Annotated in this window: 15 protein-coding genes and 1 tRNA gene; 11 read left to right on the forward strand and 5 right to left on the reverse strand. The window is 32.6% G+C overall.

Annotated elements, in window-relative coordinates:
* Positions 1 to 45 precede the first annotated feature (45 nt).
* On the reverse strand, positions 46 to 1,290 hold the full coding sequence (locus NYQ10_RS05915) for an MFS transporter (protein ID WP_289879310.1): 1,245 nt from the start codon (positions 1,288 to 1,290) through the stop codon (positions 46 to 48).
* 90 nt (positions 1,291 to 1,380) lie between these two features.
* Between NYQ10_RS05915 and NYQ10_RS05920 the strand changes: the two genes are divergently transcribed.
* Positions 1,381 to 2,259 (forward strand): LysR substrate-binding domain-containing protein, encoded by an 879-nt coding sequence (locus tag NYQ10_RS05920; protein ID WP_289879311.1) that lies wholly within the window; start codon positions 1,381 to 1,383, stop codon positions 2,257 to 2,259.
* A gap of 51 nt (positions 2,260 to 2,310) precedes the next feature.
* Positions 2,311 to 2,397, forward strand: a tRNA-Ser gene (locus NYQ10_RS05925).
* A 71-nt stretch (positions 2,398 to 2,468) separates the two neighbouring features.
* On the opposite strand, the gene NYQ10_RS05930 is transcribed toward NYQ10_RS05925, so the two are convergent.
* Positions 2,469 to 2,930: a hypothetical protein gene (locus tag NYQ10_RS05930; protein WP_289879312.1), complete on the reverse strand. Its 462-nt coding sequence runs from the start codon at positions 2,928 to 2,930 to the stop codon at positions 2,469 to 2,471.
* Between the two features lie 132 nt (positions 2,931 to 3,062).
* Here NYQ10_RS05930 and NYQ10_RS05935 point away from each other — a divergent pair, with 132 nt between their 5' ends.
* The 8 genes from NYQ10_RS05935 to NYQ10_RS05970 all read left to right on the forward strand — a co-directional run bounded on the left by NYQ10_RS05935 (position 3,063) and on the right by NYQ10_RS05970 (position 9,856).
* The gene (locus tag NYQ10_RS05935; RefSeq protein ID WP_289879313.1) at positions 3,063 to 3,644 is read left to right on the forward strand and encodes a hypothetical protein; all 582 of its coding nucleotides are present in this window, start codon (positions 3,063 to 3,065) and stop codon (positions 3,642 to 3,644) included.
* A 98-nt stretch (positions 3,645 to 3,742) separates the two neighbouring features.
* Positions 3,743 to 4,105: an S-adenosylmethionine decarboxylase family protein gene (locus NYQ10_RS05940; protein ID WP_289879314.1), complete on the forward strand. Its 363-nt coding sequence runs from the start codon at positions 3,743 to 3,745 to the stop codon at positions 4,103 to 4,105.
* Positions 4,106 to 4,108: 3 nt separating this feature from the next.
* The gene (locus tag NYQ10_RS05945) at positions 4,109 to 5,341 is read left to right on the forward strand and encodes a DUF4178 domain-containing protein (RefSeq protein ID WP_289879315.1); all 1,233 of its coding nucleotides are present in this window, start codon (positions 4,109 to 4,111) and stop codon (positions 5,339 to 5,341) included.
* On the forward strand, positions 5,334 to 5,513 hold the full coding sequence (locus NYQ10_RS05950) for a hypothetical protein (protein WP_289879316.1): 180 nt from the start codon (positions 5,334 to 5,336) through the stop codon (positions 5,511 to 5,513). The genes NYQ10_RS05945 and NYQ10_RS05950 overlap by 8 nt, the downstream gene beginning before the upstream one ends.
* 14 nt (positions 5,514 to 5,527) lie before the next feature.
* On the forward strand, positions 5,528 to 5,743 hold the full coding sequence (locus NYQ10_RS05955; RefSeq protein ID WP_223707051.1) for a DUF350 domain-containing protein: 216 nt from the start codon (positions 5,528 to 5,530) through the stop codon (positions 5,741 to 5,743).
* On the forward strand, positions 5,736 to 7,256 hold the full coding sequence (locus NYQ10_RS05960) for a polyamine aminopropyltransferase (RefSeq protein WP_289879317.1): 1,521 nt from the start codon (positions 5,736 to 5,738) through the stop codon (positions 7,254 to 7,256). The genes NYQ10_RS05955 and NYQ10_RS05960 overlap by 8 nt, the downstream gene beginning before the upstream one ends.
* Entirely contained in the window at positions 7,231 to 8,859 is a 1,629-nt protein-coding gene (locus NYQ10_RS05965) for an NAD(P)/FAD-dependent oxidoreductase (RefSeq protein WP_289881011.1), read from the forward strand. The genes NYQ10_RS05960 and NYQ10_RS05965 overlap by 26 nt, the downstream gene beginning before the upstream one ends.
* Positions 8,837 to 9,856, forward strand: coding sequence for a hypothetical protein (locus NYQ10_RS05970; protein ID WP_289879318.1), 1,020 nt, complete (start codon positions 8,837 to 8,839; stop codon positions 9,854 to 9,856). Before NYQ10_RS05965 ends, NYQ10_RS05970 begins: the two co-directional genes overlap by 23 nt.
* A 143-nt stretch (positions 9,857 to 9,999) precedes the next feature.
* Here NYQ10_RS05970 and NYQ10_RS05975 read toward each other — a convergent pair whose 3' ends face one another.
* The 3 genes from NYQ10_RS05975 to NYQ10_RS05985 all read right to left on the reverse strand — a co-directional run bounded on the left by NYQ10_RS05975 (position 10,000) and on the right by NYQ10_RS05985 (position 12,876).
* Complete coding sequence (locus NYQ10_RS05975) at positions 10,000 to 10,761, reverse strand: SGNH/GDSL hydrolase family protein (RefSeq protein ID WP_289879319.1); 762 nt, start codon at positions 10,759 to 10,761, stop codon at positions 10,000 to 10,002.
* A gap of 64 nt (positions 10,762 to 10,825) precedes the next feature.
* Positions 10,826 to 11,608: a DUF3050 domain-containing protein gene (locus NYQ10_RS05980; protein ID WP_289879320.1), complete on the reverse strand. Its 783-nt coding sequence runs from the start codon at positions 11,606 to 11,608 to the stop codon at positions 10,826 to 10,828.
* Positions 11,609 to 11,697: 89 nt separating this feature from the next.
* On the reverse strand, positions 11,698 to 12,876 hold the full coding sequence (locus NYQ10_RS05985) for an acyl-CoA dehydrogenase family protein (protein WP_229353179.1): 1,179 nt from the start codon (positions 12,874 to 12,876) through the stop codon (positions 11,698 to 11,700).
* Between the two features lie 166 nt (positions 12,877 to 13,042).
* Here NYQ10_RS05985 and NYQ10_RS05990 point away from each other — a divergent pair, with 166 nt between their 5' ends.
* Entirely contained in the window at positions 13,043 to 14,923 is a 1,881-nt protein-coding gene (locus NYQ10_RS05990) for an AraC family transcriptional regulator (RefSeq protein WP_289879321.1), read from the forward strand.
* The last annotated feature ends 65 nt before the right edge of the window (positions 14,924 to 14,988 follow it).

Below are 14,988 nucleotides of genomic sequence, written 5' to 3' on the forward strand. Positions count from 1 at the left end.
TGTCGATAATTGAATTGGAATTTAGAAATTTTTTATTGGGATTTATTAAAACTTGGAATTTTTATAATGAACTGGACAAGTTTCCAAGTCTTCTTCAGTTACTTTATGTTTTTTATAATATACATAAACCAATACAGAAAGAATACAAATAATTCCCTGAATCGCAACCGTAGTTCTTACGCCAAGCGAATGAGAAACGTAGCCAATTATTAAACTTCCCACAGGAATCATTCCCTGATAAGCCATCATAAAATAGCTGATACTTCTAGAACGCATATTAACAGAACTATGTGTTTGAATGTAGATGTTAATAGATGAAGTTTGTCCCATCATTCCGATTCCGCTCAAAGTCATACAAATCAAAGCGATAGTAATGCTGTTTGAAAGGGCTAATATTATTACGCTAAAACCAAGAAGTAAACTCGCACTAATCATCAATTTATTCATGTTTTCTGCAGATTTTAGATTTGCTAAATAAATGGCAGATAGAACAGATCCAATTCCGGCAGCGCTTTCGAACCAGCTGAAAGTTTCAGCATTTCCGCTAAAAATATCTTTGGCAAAAACGGGCATCAAAGTATTGAAAGAAATAACAAATAAACTGCTGCAAGTAAGCATCATTAGCATTCTTGCCATTTCGGTTTCTTTTTTAACATAATCTAAACCTTCCAAAAGGTCGTCGAGCATATTAAGTTTGTTTTCGGCTTTAATATGTGGTGTTAATTTCATTAGAAGTAATGAAATCAAAACAGGAATATAACTCAAGAAATTCCCAATAAAACAGATATCTTCTCCATATTCGTGCAGAATAATTCCGGCAAGAGCAGGACCAGCAATACGGGCAAAATTGTTCATTGTTGAATTTAGAGCAACCGCATTTGGAAGATCTTCTTTATTGTCGACAATATCAATCATCATGGTTTGACGGCAAGTCATATCAAAAGCATTAATAATTCCCTGAATTAAACTTAATGCTAAAATGAAGTTGATATTGTATATTTTGAGATAAATCAGCAAAGCTAAAGTTGCCGCCTGAAACATCGCAAGAGATTGTAAAAAAATTAGTGTTTTGTGTCTGTCATAACGTCCAATTATGCTTCCTGCCAAAGGCGCTAAAAACAAAGACGGAATCATACTCAAAAAAGTAGCCAATCCCAACAAAAAAACAGAACCCGTAATACTGTAAACCATCCAGCTCACGGCAGTTTTCTGCATCCAAGTACCAATAACTGAAACAGATTGTCCGTAAAAGAACAATTTGAAATTTTTTGATTTTAAGGCTTTAAACATGATGTTAATTATTTGATACAAAGTTCGGGATTATGATTTCATTAGAAAAATTAATAATTTTACTGATAATAAGTAGTAAAACTTATCAATATGGAAATCTATCAATTACAGTATTTTATTAAAACAGCTGAGGTTTTGCACTTTACCAAAGCTGCTGAATTGTGTTTTGTAACACAATCGGGACTTTCGCAGCAAATAAAAAAACTCGAAGAAGAGTTAGGTCTGCCGTTATTTAAGCGAATTGGAAAAAAAGTACAATTGACAGAAGCGGGTTCTGTGTTTTTAGTTCACGCCAAAAAAGTCGTTGAAAACATAGAAAACGGAAAACAGGCAATCGAAGATTTAAACGAAATGATTGGCGGCGAACTGCGAATTGGCGTTACCTATATTTTTGGATTATTGATTTTGCCAATTGTTCATGCATTTGCAAAACAATATCAAAATCTAAAAATTGTCGTCGAGTACGGAACAACAGAAGCATTAGAACAAAAACTTCTTAATAATGCATTGGATGTTGTTTTAGTTATTTCGTCGCATCCGATTGAAGCTCCGATTCAGAAAGTGCCTTTGTTTATTTCGAATATGGTAATGGCAGTTTCCAAAACACATCCTTTGGCACATTTAGACAAAATCGCTTTCAAAAAAATGGATGAGATTGAGTTGGTTTTGCCGGGAAAAGGTTCTAACTCGAGAGAATTTGTAGAAGAGTTGTTTCAGAAATTTAATATGACGCCAAAAATCTCGATTGAACTGCATTCCATACATGCATTATTGCAAATGGTAGAAAACAGTGATTGGGCAACTATTGTAGCAGAAAAAGCCTTAAAAGGTTGGGATCAGCTTAAATCGATTCAGATTACTGGTGTTGCAACCAAGAGAGAATCTTTTATGCTGACAATAGGCGGATACCAAAAAAAGGCGGTAAAATTGTTTATGGAAGAATTTAGAAAAAGCATAAACGAATCTTAAAAATTTACTTTGTGTAACTCAATTTTTTTCGTGTTATTTGCAGACCAAAATAGAAAGGTGTCCGAGTGGTTTAAGGAGCTAGCCTGGAAAGCTAGTATATGGGTAACTGTATCGAGGGTTCGAATCCCTTCCTTTCTGCTAAATAAAACCGCGATTTCAATTAATTGAAATCGCGGTTTTTTATTTTTATCCTTTTTATAAAAACAGCTTTATTCTGGTAAAAGCGGATTTCTTATTTGTTCAAAAACAATTTTTTTTGAGGATTTTGGAATTTTTACAATATGAAAGGGTTGTGAAACATCATTTGTTACGCCAACTTTTAAGTTTTCTATTGTAACGATAATTTCGCCTGAGCGCATCGTAGCTTTTGTAATATCTATGGAGGTCGACATATTGTACTGTCTGTAAAAAGCGGCAATAATATTGAATTTAGAGAAATCTATATCTGTTTCTTTAAAATCTCTGGTAGTATTATTTTTTTCATTCATTTTAGCCTTTAATGCCTCCCAGGTAATTTTATTCGTAATTACCATATTAGTTCGTTCGATTGTTGAAGAGGTTAAACTTCCTTGTCCGACCGATGTAATTGTAATATCTCCATTAGCACTATTGTCATCGTTTGAACAGCTGATAAATAAAAATAAAGTTGCAAGTAAAATTAGGTTTTTCATTTTATTTAGGTTTAATGGTTACTAAAGTTAAAGAAGTAATGTTTTGTATTTTAATAAGATAGCAATATTTTGAAATGGTTGCGTTGTTTACTGAAATAAAGATTATATTTAAAATAGGTAAACAAATAATTTATGAGAATAATAATAGGTTTTGTAATAGTTCTCCTTTTTTCTTCCTGCGCTTCTTTTTCAGATAAAATGATGAGAGAAAATAAAGAATCATTATCACAAAATGATTTATCCAAACTAGAAGGAACTTACGAATTGTTTCCTGATTTGAAGTACAACGAAAAAGGAAACGCCGAATTAATAGTTTCTTCAGATTCTAAAGTAAGACAAGGTTTGGACTATTTTGTCTTTTCTAAAGAGATAAAATATGATGATAATGCTGTTTATTGGGTTGAAATAGAACTGGTTAATCAAAACAAATTGAGGTTTACAGCCAAAAAAGATAATGTAGAAATAGAAAACATTGAATTGAGCGGAAAACTAAAAAACGGATTCTTTTATCTCGATAACAAATATTTAAAAAGAAATGGTATTCCGTATCTTGCGGGTGGTTATACCAATAACAAAACCAGAATCGGACTCGCAAAAGACAACGGACTTTTAGTTCATTATTGTTACGATAATTCGGGCGCAATTTTATTTCTTTTCTGGGCAGGCTCTGATTACAATTTAGGCTATCATTTTAAAAAAGTTTCAAAACAATAGTTTCTTCTCAAAAAAAGTATATCCAAAATACGGTTTTCCTCATTATTTTGTTACAGAAATTATTATATATTTGACTCCTGTGTAATATAAATATTTTGATGGATTTACCTCCTTATTCGCCAGGACTGCATAAACTGGTTACTTTACATGTCGACAAAACAGAGAGGCTTACAGATAGTAAAGGCTTTGTTACGATTACCAATTCCATTTTAGAAAAATACGAACTTGAAAAGGTTGGCGCTGTCGTGCATGATTTTGAAAATGATAGTTTTACGATTTCGTACTGTCTCAAAGAATCGCATATTTGTATACACACTTGGCCAGAATACAATCAGCTTACTTTAGATGTTTATTTGTGCAATTATCTTCAGGATAATTCAGAAAAAGTGCGTGCTGTAATGGCAGATTATATTGCCTATTTTGAAGCAGAAATTATTAAAGATTTTGAAATTAACCGATAAGATATGAAGATTCCTTGTTACGATTGTAATGTAGAAACCGAATTAGAGGTTGGTTTTGAAGTAGTAAATTTTGTTTGCCCGATCTGTCGAAGTTTATATGAAGCCGACGATGAAGGAAAATTTCGCAGAAAATCAAAATATAAAGCAGAAACAGAAACGTATCCGCTAGTTATTGGCGAAAAGGGTTTCTTAAAAGGAAGTGAATATAAAGTAACTGGTATCCTGAGAAAAAAAGTGCATCCTGATTATAGATGGACAGAATTTATTTTGCAAAATGAAGCAAAAGAATTTCTCTATCTGTCCCTTTCAAACGGACATTGGATGATGCTTACCGAACTGGAAAAGATTGACGATCTTAAAAAAGGAGTTAAAGTTCTGGATTATGATGGTCAGGATTATGATCTTTTCGAACATTCGGATGCTGAAATAATCGATGCAAAAGGATTTTTTGATTTTCAGCTTCCAAACAAAAAAACGCATTTAGCCGAATTTATAAATCCGCCTTACATTGTTTCGGTAGAAAAAGTGAATAATGTTCAGACTGCATTTCATGGCGAATATGTTAGTAAAAGCAAAATCAGAAAAGCATTTCCAGGAATAAAGTTGCCGTATCAAACAGGAACAGGTATGATTCAGCCGTCTCTTTTTGATCTTAAAAACACAGCTATTATTTTCTGTCTTTTTGCTTTGCTGATCATAACGGCAAATTGGTATATCTATAGAAATCAGTTTGAGCAAGCTGTTTTTTCTCAAACGATACAATTTAGCAAATCTGATAATAAAGAAATTACGAGTCCGACTTTTGAGCTCAAAGGGGCTTCGGCTCCAATGACAATTTCGGTTTCTACAGACGTTGATAATTCTTGGGCGAATCTTAATATTGCCTTGATTAACGAAGATACAAGTGACGAAATTTACGCCAATAAAGACATTGAATATTATTCTGGCTATACAGATGGAGAATATTGGAGAGAAGGAAGCAGTTCTGAAAAATTTAATATCTGTGGAGTAAAGCCAGGAAAATACCATCTTGGAATTACGCCTATGAAAGCGCCTGAAGATGTTAAAAATAACGCCATGCGCATTAATGTAATCTGGAACGAACCTTCTAGTCGAAACGTATGGCTGGTTATTATCGCAATGGTTGTAATTTTCTTTATTATAAGATTCTTTAAAAATCAATTTGAAAAAAATAGATGGGCAGATAGTTCCTATTCAACTTACGACTATGAATAAAATTTCTGATTTCTTTAATAACAACTGGGCTTCATTAGCAATTGGATTCTTTTGTTTTGGAGTTTATATGTACTTTGCTCTCGCAGGAAATAGAATCTGCGATTGCGAAACAACCGAAAAATATAGCACGGCGGGAAGCCGAACATCTTATAACCGTTTTTATCACAAATAAAAAAATCAATCTGTATGGAATTAATTCACGCTCAACCAATAGTAAATTCGATTATTTATTCTCTTTTAGGAATTGTAATTTTATTAATCGGTTATTTTATTATCGAAAAACTTACTCCAGAAAATACTTGGAAAGAAGTGGTAGAAAAAAACAATGTTGCTGTTGCGATTGTCTTGGCAGCATTTATCATTGGAATTTCAATGATTATTAGTGCCGCAATTCATGGGTAAAAAGTTTCTTAGGTTCGAATTTCTTTTACTTTTTGCTGTATTTATAATTGCCACTTGCGGACTTATTTATGAGTTAGTTGCAGGAACTTTGGCAAGTTATTTATTAGGCGATTCGGTAAAGCAATTTTCATTTATCATTGGCGTATACCTATTTTCGATGGGAATAGGTTCGTTTTTTTCAAAGTTTTTTCACAAAAATCTGCTGAACACTTTCGTGGAAATCGAAATTTTAGTGGGACTTATCGGCGGATTAAGTTCTGTTGTTTTATTTCTATTGTTCGAAAATGTTGGCTCATTTCAATTCATTTTATATTTATTTGTTTTTGTAACTGGTTTTTTGGTCGGTTTAGAGATTCCGCTTTTAATGAATATTCTAAAAGACAGAGTTGAGTTTAAAGATTTGGTTTCTAATGTTTTTACGTTTGATTACATCGGAGCTTTATTGGCTTCAATCTTATTTCCGTTAGTTTTAGTGCCAAAATTAGGCATCATGGGAACTTCGCTTTTCTTCGGAATGATCAACGTAAGTATCGCAATTGCTTTGTGTTTTTTGTTAGAAAGAGAATTAAAAAAAGTCTATTTTCTAAAAGTAAAAGCCATTTCCTCTTTTGTGATATTACTGGCAGTTTTTGTTTTTTCGAATGATATTCTAGCGTATTCAGAAGGGAAATTATACGGAGAAAACATTATTTATACCAATTCGACACCATATCAGCGTATTGTTTTAACGCATAATAAAAGCGATTACAGGCTTTATTTAAACAATAATTTACAATTTAGTTCTGCAGACGAATACCGTTATCACGAAGCTTTGGTGCATCCCGCAATGTCAATGGCAAAAAGTGTTAAGAATGTTTTGGTTTTGGGCGGAGGAGATGGTTTGGCAGTTCGAGAAATCTTAAAATACAAAGATGTTGAAAAAGTAACTTTGGTAGATTTAGACGCAGGAATGACGAAGTTGTTTAAAACAAATACAGTTTTAACCAATTTCAATCAAAATTCTTTGAATAATTCTAAAGTAAAAGTAATCAATAGAGATGCATATATTTGGGCAAAAAGCTGCAAAGAAAAATTTGATGTTGCCATAATCGATTTTCCAGATCCTTCTAATTATAGTTTGGGGAAATTGTATTCGCTTAATTTTTATCAAACCATCAAAACCATTTTACAGCCAGATGCGGCGGTTGTTATACAAACCACTTCGCCTTATTTTGCGCCGAAATCTTTTTGGTGCATCAATAAAACGGTGATGCAGGTTTTTCCTCAAGTTGATGCGTATCATGCTTATGTTCCGTCGTTTGGAGAATGGGGTTACACGATTGCGATAAATGGTTTCGGAACCACTTTTAATACTGTAAATCGAAAAGCAGATAAATTGAAGTTTTACAATTATCAATTTGACCGTTTTAATTATTTTACAAATGATATGATTTCAAACCAAATCGAAATCAATCGTTTGGATAACCAAATTTTAGTACGCTATTTTGATGAAGAGTGGGGAAAACTGCAATAAATCCAGAAGAAGTTTTATAAAAATAGTAGGAACGGCTTTAATTGCGGTTCCGTTTCTGCAGTTTTGTTCTGATAAAATTGCGGTTATCATGATTCGTTTATCAGGTACCAAACATTTGCTCGGACATCGTTTATGGATAAAAGATTTTCCTAAACCAACAAAAAAAATCCAGATTCCGTATCTAATTGTTGGCGGAGGAATATCTGGTTTAAGCGCAGCGCGCCAATTTCATAAAAAAGGAATTTCCGATTTTTTAATGGTAGAATTAGAAAATCATTTGGGAGGAAATTCTTCCAACGGAGAAAATAAATATTCGAAATATCCTTTAGGCGCGCATTATTTGCCTTTGCCGAATTTTCAAGATAAAGAATTGCTTCATTTTCTTCAAGAAGAAAAAATAATTTTGAGTTACGATTCAAAAGGATTTCCTGTTTTTGACGAATTGCAATTGACTTTTGCGCCAGACGAACGTTTGTTTTATAAAAATAATTGGCAAGAAGGCGTAGTTCCGAAAGAAGGAAATTCGGTTTCTGATGATTTGGAGTTCGATAAATTCTTCAAACAAATGGATATTTTCAGAACGGGAAAAGGAGAAGATCAGAAATTTTTATTTGATATTCCACTTTATCTTTCTTCTTCAGATCAAAAAACGAGAGCTTTAGATAAAATCACGATGAAAAAATGGTTTCAAGAAAATCATTTTACTTCAGAACCTTTGTACAATTATATCGATTATTGCTGTAAAGACGATTTTGGTTTAGGAATAGAATACGTTTCGGCTTGGGCTGGAATTCATTATTTTGCTGGAAGAAAGCAGGATTGCACGCCCGAAAAACACGACAGCGTTTTAACTTGGGCAGAAGGAAATTCTCGATTAGCCAATCATTTGAAAAAATATACTAAAGATAAAACGCTGAAAAATCATTTGGTTTACGAAGTTAAAACAGAAGGGAATAAAGTAATCGCAAAAGCTTTTGATGATGTCAATAAATCGTCTGTCGAAATTATTGCTGATAAAGTTATCATGGCTTCTCCGCAATTTGTAAATCAGTATTTGATTCAAGACAGAAAAGCATTTACCAAAGATTTTCATTATACGCCTTGGCTTTTAGCAACTTTAGTTGTTAATGATTTATTTGATAATTTTAGTTTTCCACTTTCGTGGGATAATGTAATTTACGATGCAAAAGGTTTAGGTTATGTTTACGATCAGCATCAGACTGTGAATCAGGTTCAGGATAAAAAAGTCATTACGTATTATTACAGTTTTTCGTCTGCTGATTTGAAGAAAACCAGAAAAGAGCTTTATAAAAAAGATAAAGAATACTGGAAACAGTTTGTTTTGAATGATTTAAAAGTCGCTCATCCAGATATTGAAGAATATACAGAAGATATTGAAGTTTTTCTTTTAGGTCACGGAATGATTTCGCCTGCGCCAGGATTTATTTTTGGTGAAGCGAAAAAACAGGCAAAACAGAATATTGAAAAAAAGATTTATTTCGCACACAGCGATTTATCGGGAATTTCGATTTTTGAAGAAGCTTTTCATCAAGGAATTAATGTTGTAAATGAAATTGTAGATGGAACAACCGTGGATTCATAAAGCCAAAACCGATTTATCTTTTATAATTGGACCGTCTTTTTTTGTATTGGGGATTATCTTCTTGTTTCAGGATTATATTACCCAAATCGAAGAGCATTATTCTTTTTACACTTGGCTTTTTCTGATTGTTTTTATTGATGTAGCACACGTTTACGCCACTTTATTTAAGACCTATTTTGTTGCTGATGAATTTCAAAAACAAAAAAGACGATTAATTCTGTTACCGTTAATTTGTTTTGCAACCGGAATTGTGCTTTTTTCTTTCGGAAGTTTAGTTTTTTGGTCGTTTCTGGCTTATGTAGCTGTTTTTCATTTTATAAGACAGCAATATGGTTTTATGAGATTGTATGCCAGAAAAGAAACGAAAACGAAGTTCTCGGTTTGGATTGATAATCTTGCGATTTATGCTTCGACTGGATATCCAATGTTATATTGGTTTTTTTCGTCTAAGCGAAAGTTCAACTGGTTTGTAGAAAATGAATTTTTTAGGTTTGAAAACCAAAGAATTCTTGAAATCCTGTTTTGGATTTATATCGGAATTTTGATTTTGTATATCGTTTATACGGCCGTAAAATCTATTCAAAATCAGTTTTTTAATATTCCGAAAAACAGCATTATTTTAGGAACAGCATTGTCTTGGTATTTCGGAATTGTGTATTTTAATGACGATTTGATTTTTACTTTATTGAATGTCGTTTCGCACGGAATTCCGTATATGGCTTTGGTTTATTTTAAAGAAATCGACGGAAAATCGTCATCAGAATTAGGAAGTTTGTCTTTTTTAAAACAGTACAAAGGAATTTTAATTTACATTGGAATTCTGTTATTAATTGCCTTTTCGGAAGAATTTCTTTGGGAATTTTTTGTTTGGAATGAAAATATCAGCGTTAGCAGTTTCGATTTTTCGAGTTGGCAGATTTTGTTAGTTCCGTTGTTGAGTGTTCCGCAGTTTACACATTATTTGCTGGATGGTTTTATTTGGAAAACTAAAAAGTAATTTCTTCTGAAAACAAAAATTTCTAATCTAGCCCCGATAGAAGCGATATCCTTTTGTGTTGGGGTTCAACACAAAAGATAAAGCGGATAGAGGGACTAAAGGTGTTTTGAAAACGAGAATCTCTGCTTCAAAAAATAAAAAAATTAATTCTGCAACGCTATTTTGACTTTCGGCATCATTCTATCGACAAATAGTTTATAAGCAGATTCGGAAGGATGCAAACCATCTGAAGCCACAAGATTCGGACTGTTAAGCCCCTCGCGTGTGATATCTGTAATTGAGACAAAAGCGACTTGATTCGTATTGCAGTAGTTTTCTGCAAAGGAATTGTATTTGGTTATTTCTGCCGAAATTTTGGCACTTTGATCGCCAGCAAGATTTTTTCCGTAAGGTGTATAAGCGTAATCTGGAATAGAAATTACGACAACATTTTTTTTATCGCCTTTGGCCAGCATAACAGCTTTGTTGACCAAATCTGGAAATTCTTTTTCGTAAACAGAAAAATCTCTACGCTGATATTGATTGTTAACTCCAATTAGAAGTGTGACTAAATCGTAATTAGATTCTGGTTTTTGAGAATCGATTGCTGCCAATAAATTAGAGGTTGTCCATCCGGTAGTTGCAATTATTTTTAGCGAAATGGTACTCGAAAACATTGTTCTTAAACTCGATTTGAGCTGTTCTGGGAAACGGCAAGTTTCGCAAACGCTTTGACCAATTGTATAACTATCTCCTAAAGCCAAATAATTTATCGAACTCGGAATAGTTGTTGGCGGATTTACAACTGGTGGATTTACAACTGGTGGAGTAGTAGTAATTGGTGTAGAATTGCTTTCTTCGGCAGTGCAACTCAAAAGAAAAATAGAAAATATAACGGTAACTATTTGTTTAAAATGTGGTTTCATAATTTGTTTAAATTAGATCGATGGCTTTAAACAAATAGTTACGTTAAATATGTGGGTTTGGATTTTAAACCATTTCGGTTTTCATCACGATTTCTTCTTCGATGGCATTCCAAAGTCCGATACGTTTTTCTAAGGCAAGAATAGAAACTTCTTCTACTTCTTTCCATTTTTGAGCATCGTCTTCACATAATTCTGTAATCATCTGCATTGCCATTGGACCGTGTTCGTCAGCGTCCAATTCGATATGTCTTTCAAAATAATAAAGCAATTTTGTTAAATCAGTATCTGGAAGATTTTTCTGGAAATTTGTCAGTATTTGCGTAAACATACTCGGAATCAAATCTTCTCTTCCGAAAGTAAATGCAGCCGCAATTTCGTGCGGTTTTCCTTCTTCGATTACTCTAAAAGTAAAATCTAAAAACTCTTTTGCATTTGGATGCAATGAACTTTGTTTGATTGCTACGAATATATTATGAAGAGAAGTTACTTCTGATAAGAATTTTAAAACACCAGTTGTATCTGCTCCACATGCTTCCATTGCCTCCAAATACATTTCGTAATGGCTTTGTCTTCTTCCGTCAATAGTCAAATCTGTTTCTTCTGCAAGAACAATTTCATTAATTAAATATCGAGTTTCAGGATTTTTAGTCGCAAACCAAGGCGTTGTAGTACAGGTAAGTTTGGCTTGTAAAGCTTTTAATAAAGACATAAAATCCCAAACAGCAAAAACGTGAGTTTCTAAAAAACTGTGTAAGTCGTCTATGTTCTGAATCTTATTATATAAAGAGTGGTTTAATAGTTGGTCTTTTTGTGGTTGGATGCTTTTGTTTATCGCTTCGATATTCATTTTAAAAAAATTTTGATGCAAAGATAAAAAGCTTCTCTGTTAGAAGAAGCTTTTTAGATTGATTTTGTATATATTTTAATAAATATCAATTATTTAAATGCTGGAATTCCGGTAACGTCCATTCCAGTTATTAATAAATGAATGTCGTGAGTTCCCTCATAAGTAATAACACTTTCGAGATTCATCATATGACGCATAATTGAGTATTCGCCAGTAATTCCCATACCTCCGAGCATTTGTCTAGCTTCACGAGCAATAGTAATCGCCATATTGACATTATTGCGTTTTGCCATCGAAATTTGTGCTGTAGTTGCTTTTCCTTCGTTTCTTAAAACACCTAAACGCCAAGTTAATAATTGTGCTTTTGTGATTTCGGTAATCATTTCTGCGAGTTTTTTCTGCTGTAATTGAGTTCCTCCAATTGGTTTTCCAAATTGAATTCTCTCTTTAGAATAGCGTAAAGCAGTATCGTAGCAATCCATTGCGGCACCGATTGCGCCCCAAGCAATTCCATAACGAGCAGAATCTAAACAGCCAAGTGGTGCACCTAAACCAGATTTATTTGGAAGAAGATTTTCTTTAGGAACTTTTACATTATCAAAAATTAACTCTCCAGTTGCAGATGCACGAAGCGACCATTTATTATGAGTTTCTGGAGTCGAAAATCCTTCCATGCCACGCTCTACAATTAAACCATGAATTCTGCCTTCTTCGTTTTTTGCCCAAACAATCGCAATATCGGCAAAAGGTGCGTTAGAAATCCACATTTTTGCTCCGTTTAAAAGATAATGATCTCCCATGTCTTTAAAATTGGTAATCATACTTCCTGGATCTGAACCATGATCGGGTTCTGTTAAACCAAAACAACCGATAAATTCTCCCGTTGCCAATTTTGGTAAGTATTTCATTCTTTGTTCTTCATTTCCATATTTCCAAATTGGATACATTACTAAAGAAGATTGAACAGATGAGGTAGATCTTACACCAGAATCGCCTCTTTCGATTTCCTGCATAATTAAACCATAAGAAATTTGGTCTAAACCAGCTCCTCCATATTCAACAGGAATGTATGGACCAAAACCGCCAATTTCGCCAAGACCTTTTATAATTTGTTTAGGAAATTCTGCTTTTTGTGCATATTCTTCTATAATAGGAGAAACTTCTCTTTTAACCCATGCACGTGCTGATTCGCGAACTAATTTGTGTTCATCGCTTAGCAAATCGTCTAAGTTATAGTAATCTGGAGATTGAAATAGGTCTGGTTTCATGTTTTTTAATTTTTAACAAACAAATTTACGCAATAAAAATATAACAAATAGCGTCTTAATTGTTATATTTTTTCAAGACAAAAATAAAATTAATAGGAATTTGGCAAATTAATTGTAGTTTATTGATAATTTATAGACTATTTTTGAATACCAAAAACTAAATTAAATGAGGCTGATAATCTCTTTTTTATTTTTCTTGATACTTAATACCGGTGTGGCTCAATCAAATAAGGAGCTATCCGAGCAGAAATATATAGAATTACAAGATAAGATACGCTTCAGCATCAATGGAAATTACGATGAGGGTTTAACATTTGTTAAAGAATTGTTAAAGTCAAGTGATCCAGAACATTTGACGTTCGCTAGTGGAGCAGCTTCATATCTTTATCAATTAAAAGGTGATAGCATAAACTCAGATAAAAGCTATGCTCAGGCATTAATTCACCTTAAAAAAATTCCAGAATCTAATAAGAAAATAAAAACTCATTCCTACTTATGTAATTTTCGTGGTCTTGTTTTTTGGAAAAGACATAATTACAGTCAGGCTTTAAGTGCTTATCAAGAAGGAATCAAACTTTCTTCTCAAATAAACGATGTCATACAGATGGTAAAGTTTAAAGCAAATATGGCTTTGATAAACGAAAGTGTTGGAAATTATCAGCTGTCGATCAAAATTTTAAAACAAAATGATGCTTTTTTAGATAAGAATGAAAACCTTTATGAGAAGGATCAATTTCAAAATGCAAAAAGCAATACTTATACCAATTTAGGAAATTCTTTTGAAGGCTATTATGGTAAAAATCGGGATAAAGCATATTTGTTAGATTCAGCAGAGTATTTCTACAAAAAGGCAATATCGTACTCAGAAAAATTTGAAGACAATAAAATTACTTCCAAATTAAGTTTAGGAAATATCTATTCATTTAAGAAAGACTTTAGTAATGCAGAAAAGATTTATTACGATATAGCGATTTATGCAAAGCAAAGTAACAATGCTTTTTTATACCAAATTTCCAATTTTAATTTAGGCGATTTATATTTCACCTTAAAGAAATACGATCGAGCACTTATTTTTTTAAAGAAAGTAGATTCGATAAGTATCAAAAATAAGATGATGGATAATAGCTATTTTAAATCCAATTATCTTCAGGCAAAAATTTACAGCATCAAAAATGAACCTGAATTGGCTTATAAGCATTCTAAGTTATACTTAGATTCCTATGAAAAATATGAGGGAAATATGAGAGAAGAAGCTCTCGAAGTAAATTATAAGCTTGGTACGGCAGATCTTAGCGAAGAAATGTTAGATGTTCAGGAAAAGTATAAATATGAGGTTTTTTGGAATAAAGCGTTAAAAGTATTTTATGTAATTCTAGTTATCGGAATTGTTTTTTTCTTAATTAAAAGTATTCGAGATAAAAATAAAGCACATAAGAAAATGAATGCTTTGATTGAAGAATTTAAAGCTAATCTGGAGAAAAAAGAAATTGAAAATACTGAAATTGATAAAGTTGCAATTGAAGAAGTTTTTGCCGACGTACCAGAATTAGATGAAATTCAGCTTAAGAAAGAAAATGCAAATCTTAGCATTGATGAAGCAAAAGAAAATAAGATTGTAGAAAAGTTATTGGCATTAGAAGAAAAGTTAGAATATCTAAATGCCGATTTTACCCTTTCGTATGTTGCTAAGAAAATAAAAACAAATACTACGTATCTATCTTATGTAGTAAATAAAAGATTTGGAAAATCTTTTGGGGAATATTCTAATGAATTGAAAATAAATTATGTTATCAATCAGATGATTACAAATCATTTGTATCGTAAATATTCAACTCAGGCTATAGCAGAAAGTGTTGGTTTTAAAATGCAGTTTCATTTGCAAAATCATTTCGCAAAAGAACTGGAGTATCCCCAGCTCAATTTGCGAGTAATATTTAGAACGTTTTTTGTCTTATGTATTTCCGTTTCCGCCGTTATTTTTTCCAGGATCTACTGGTGGTGGTGTTGGATTAGGAGTTTCTCCGTCACCGCCGCGAATCACTTTTAATTCAGTTGCCACTAATTTTTCATTTTGGAAATTTTGGAAATTTGATTTAGGATTTTTCATGATCT

Origin of the sequence: Flavobacterium johnsoniae (assembly GCF_030388325.1) — a bacterium.
GTDB lineage: Bacteria > Bacteroidota > Bacteroidia > Flavobacteriales > Flavobacteriaceae > Flavobacterium > Flavobacterium johnsoniae_C.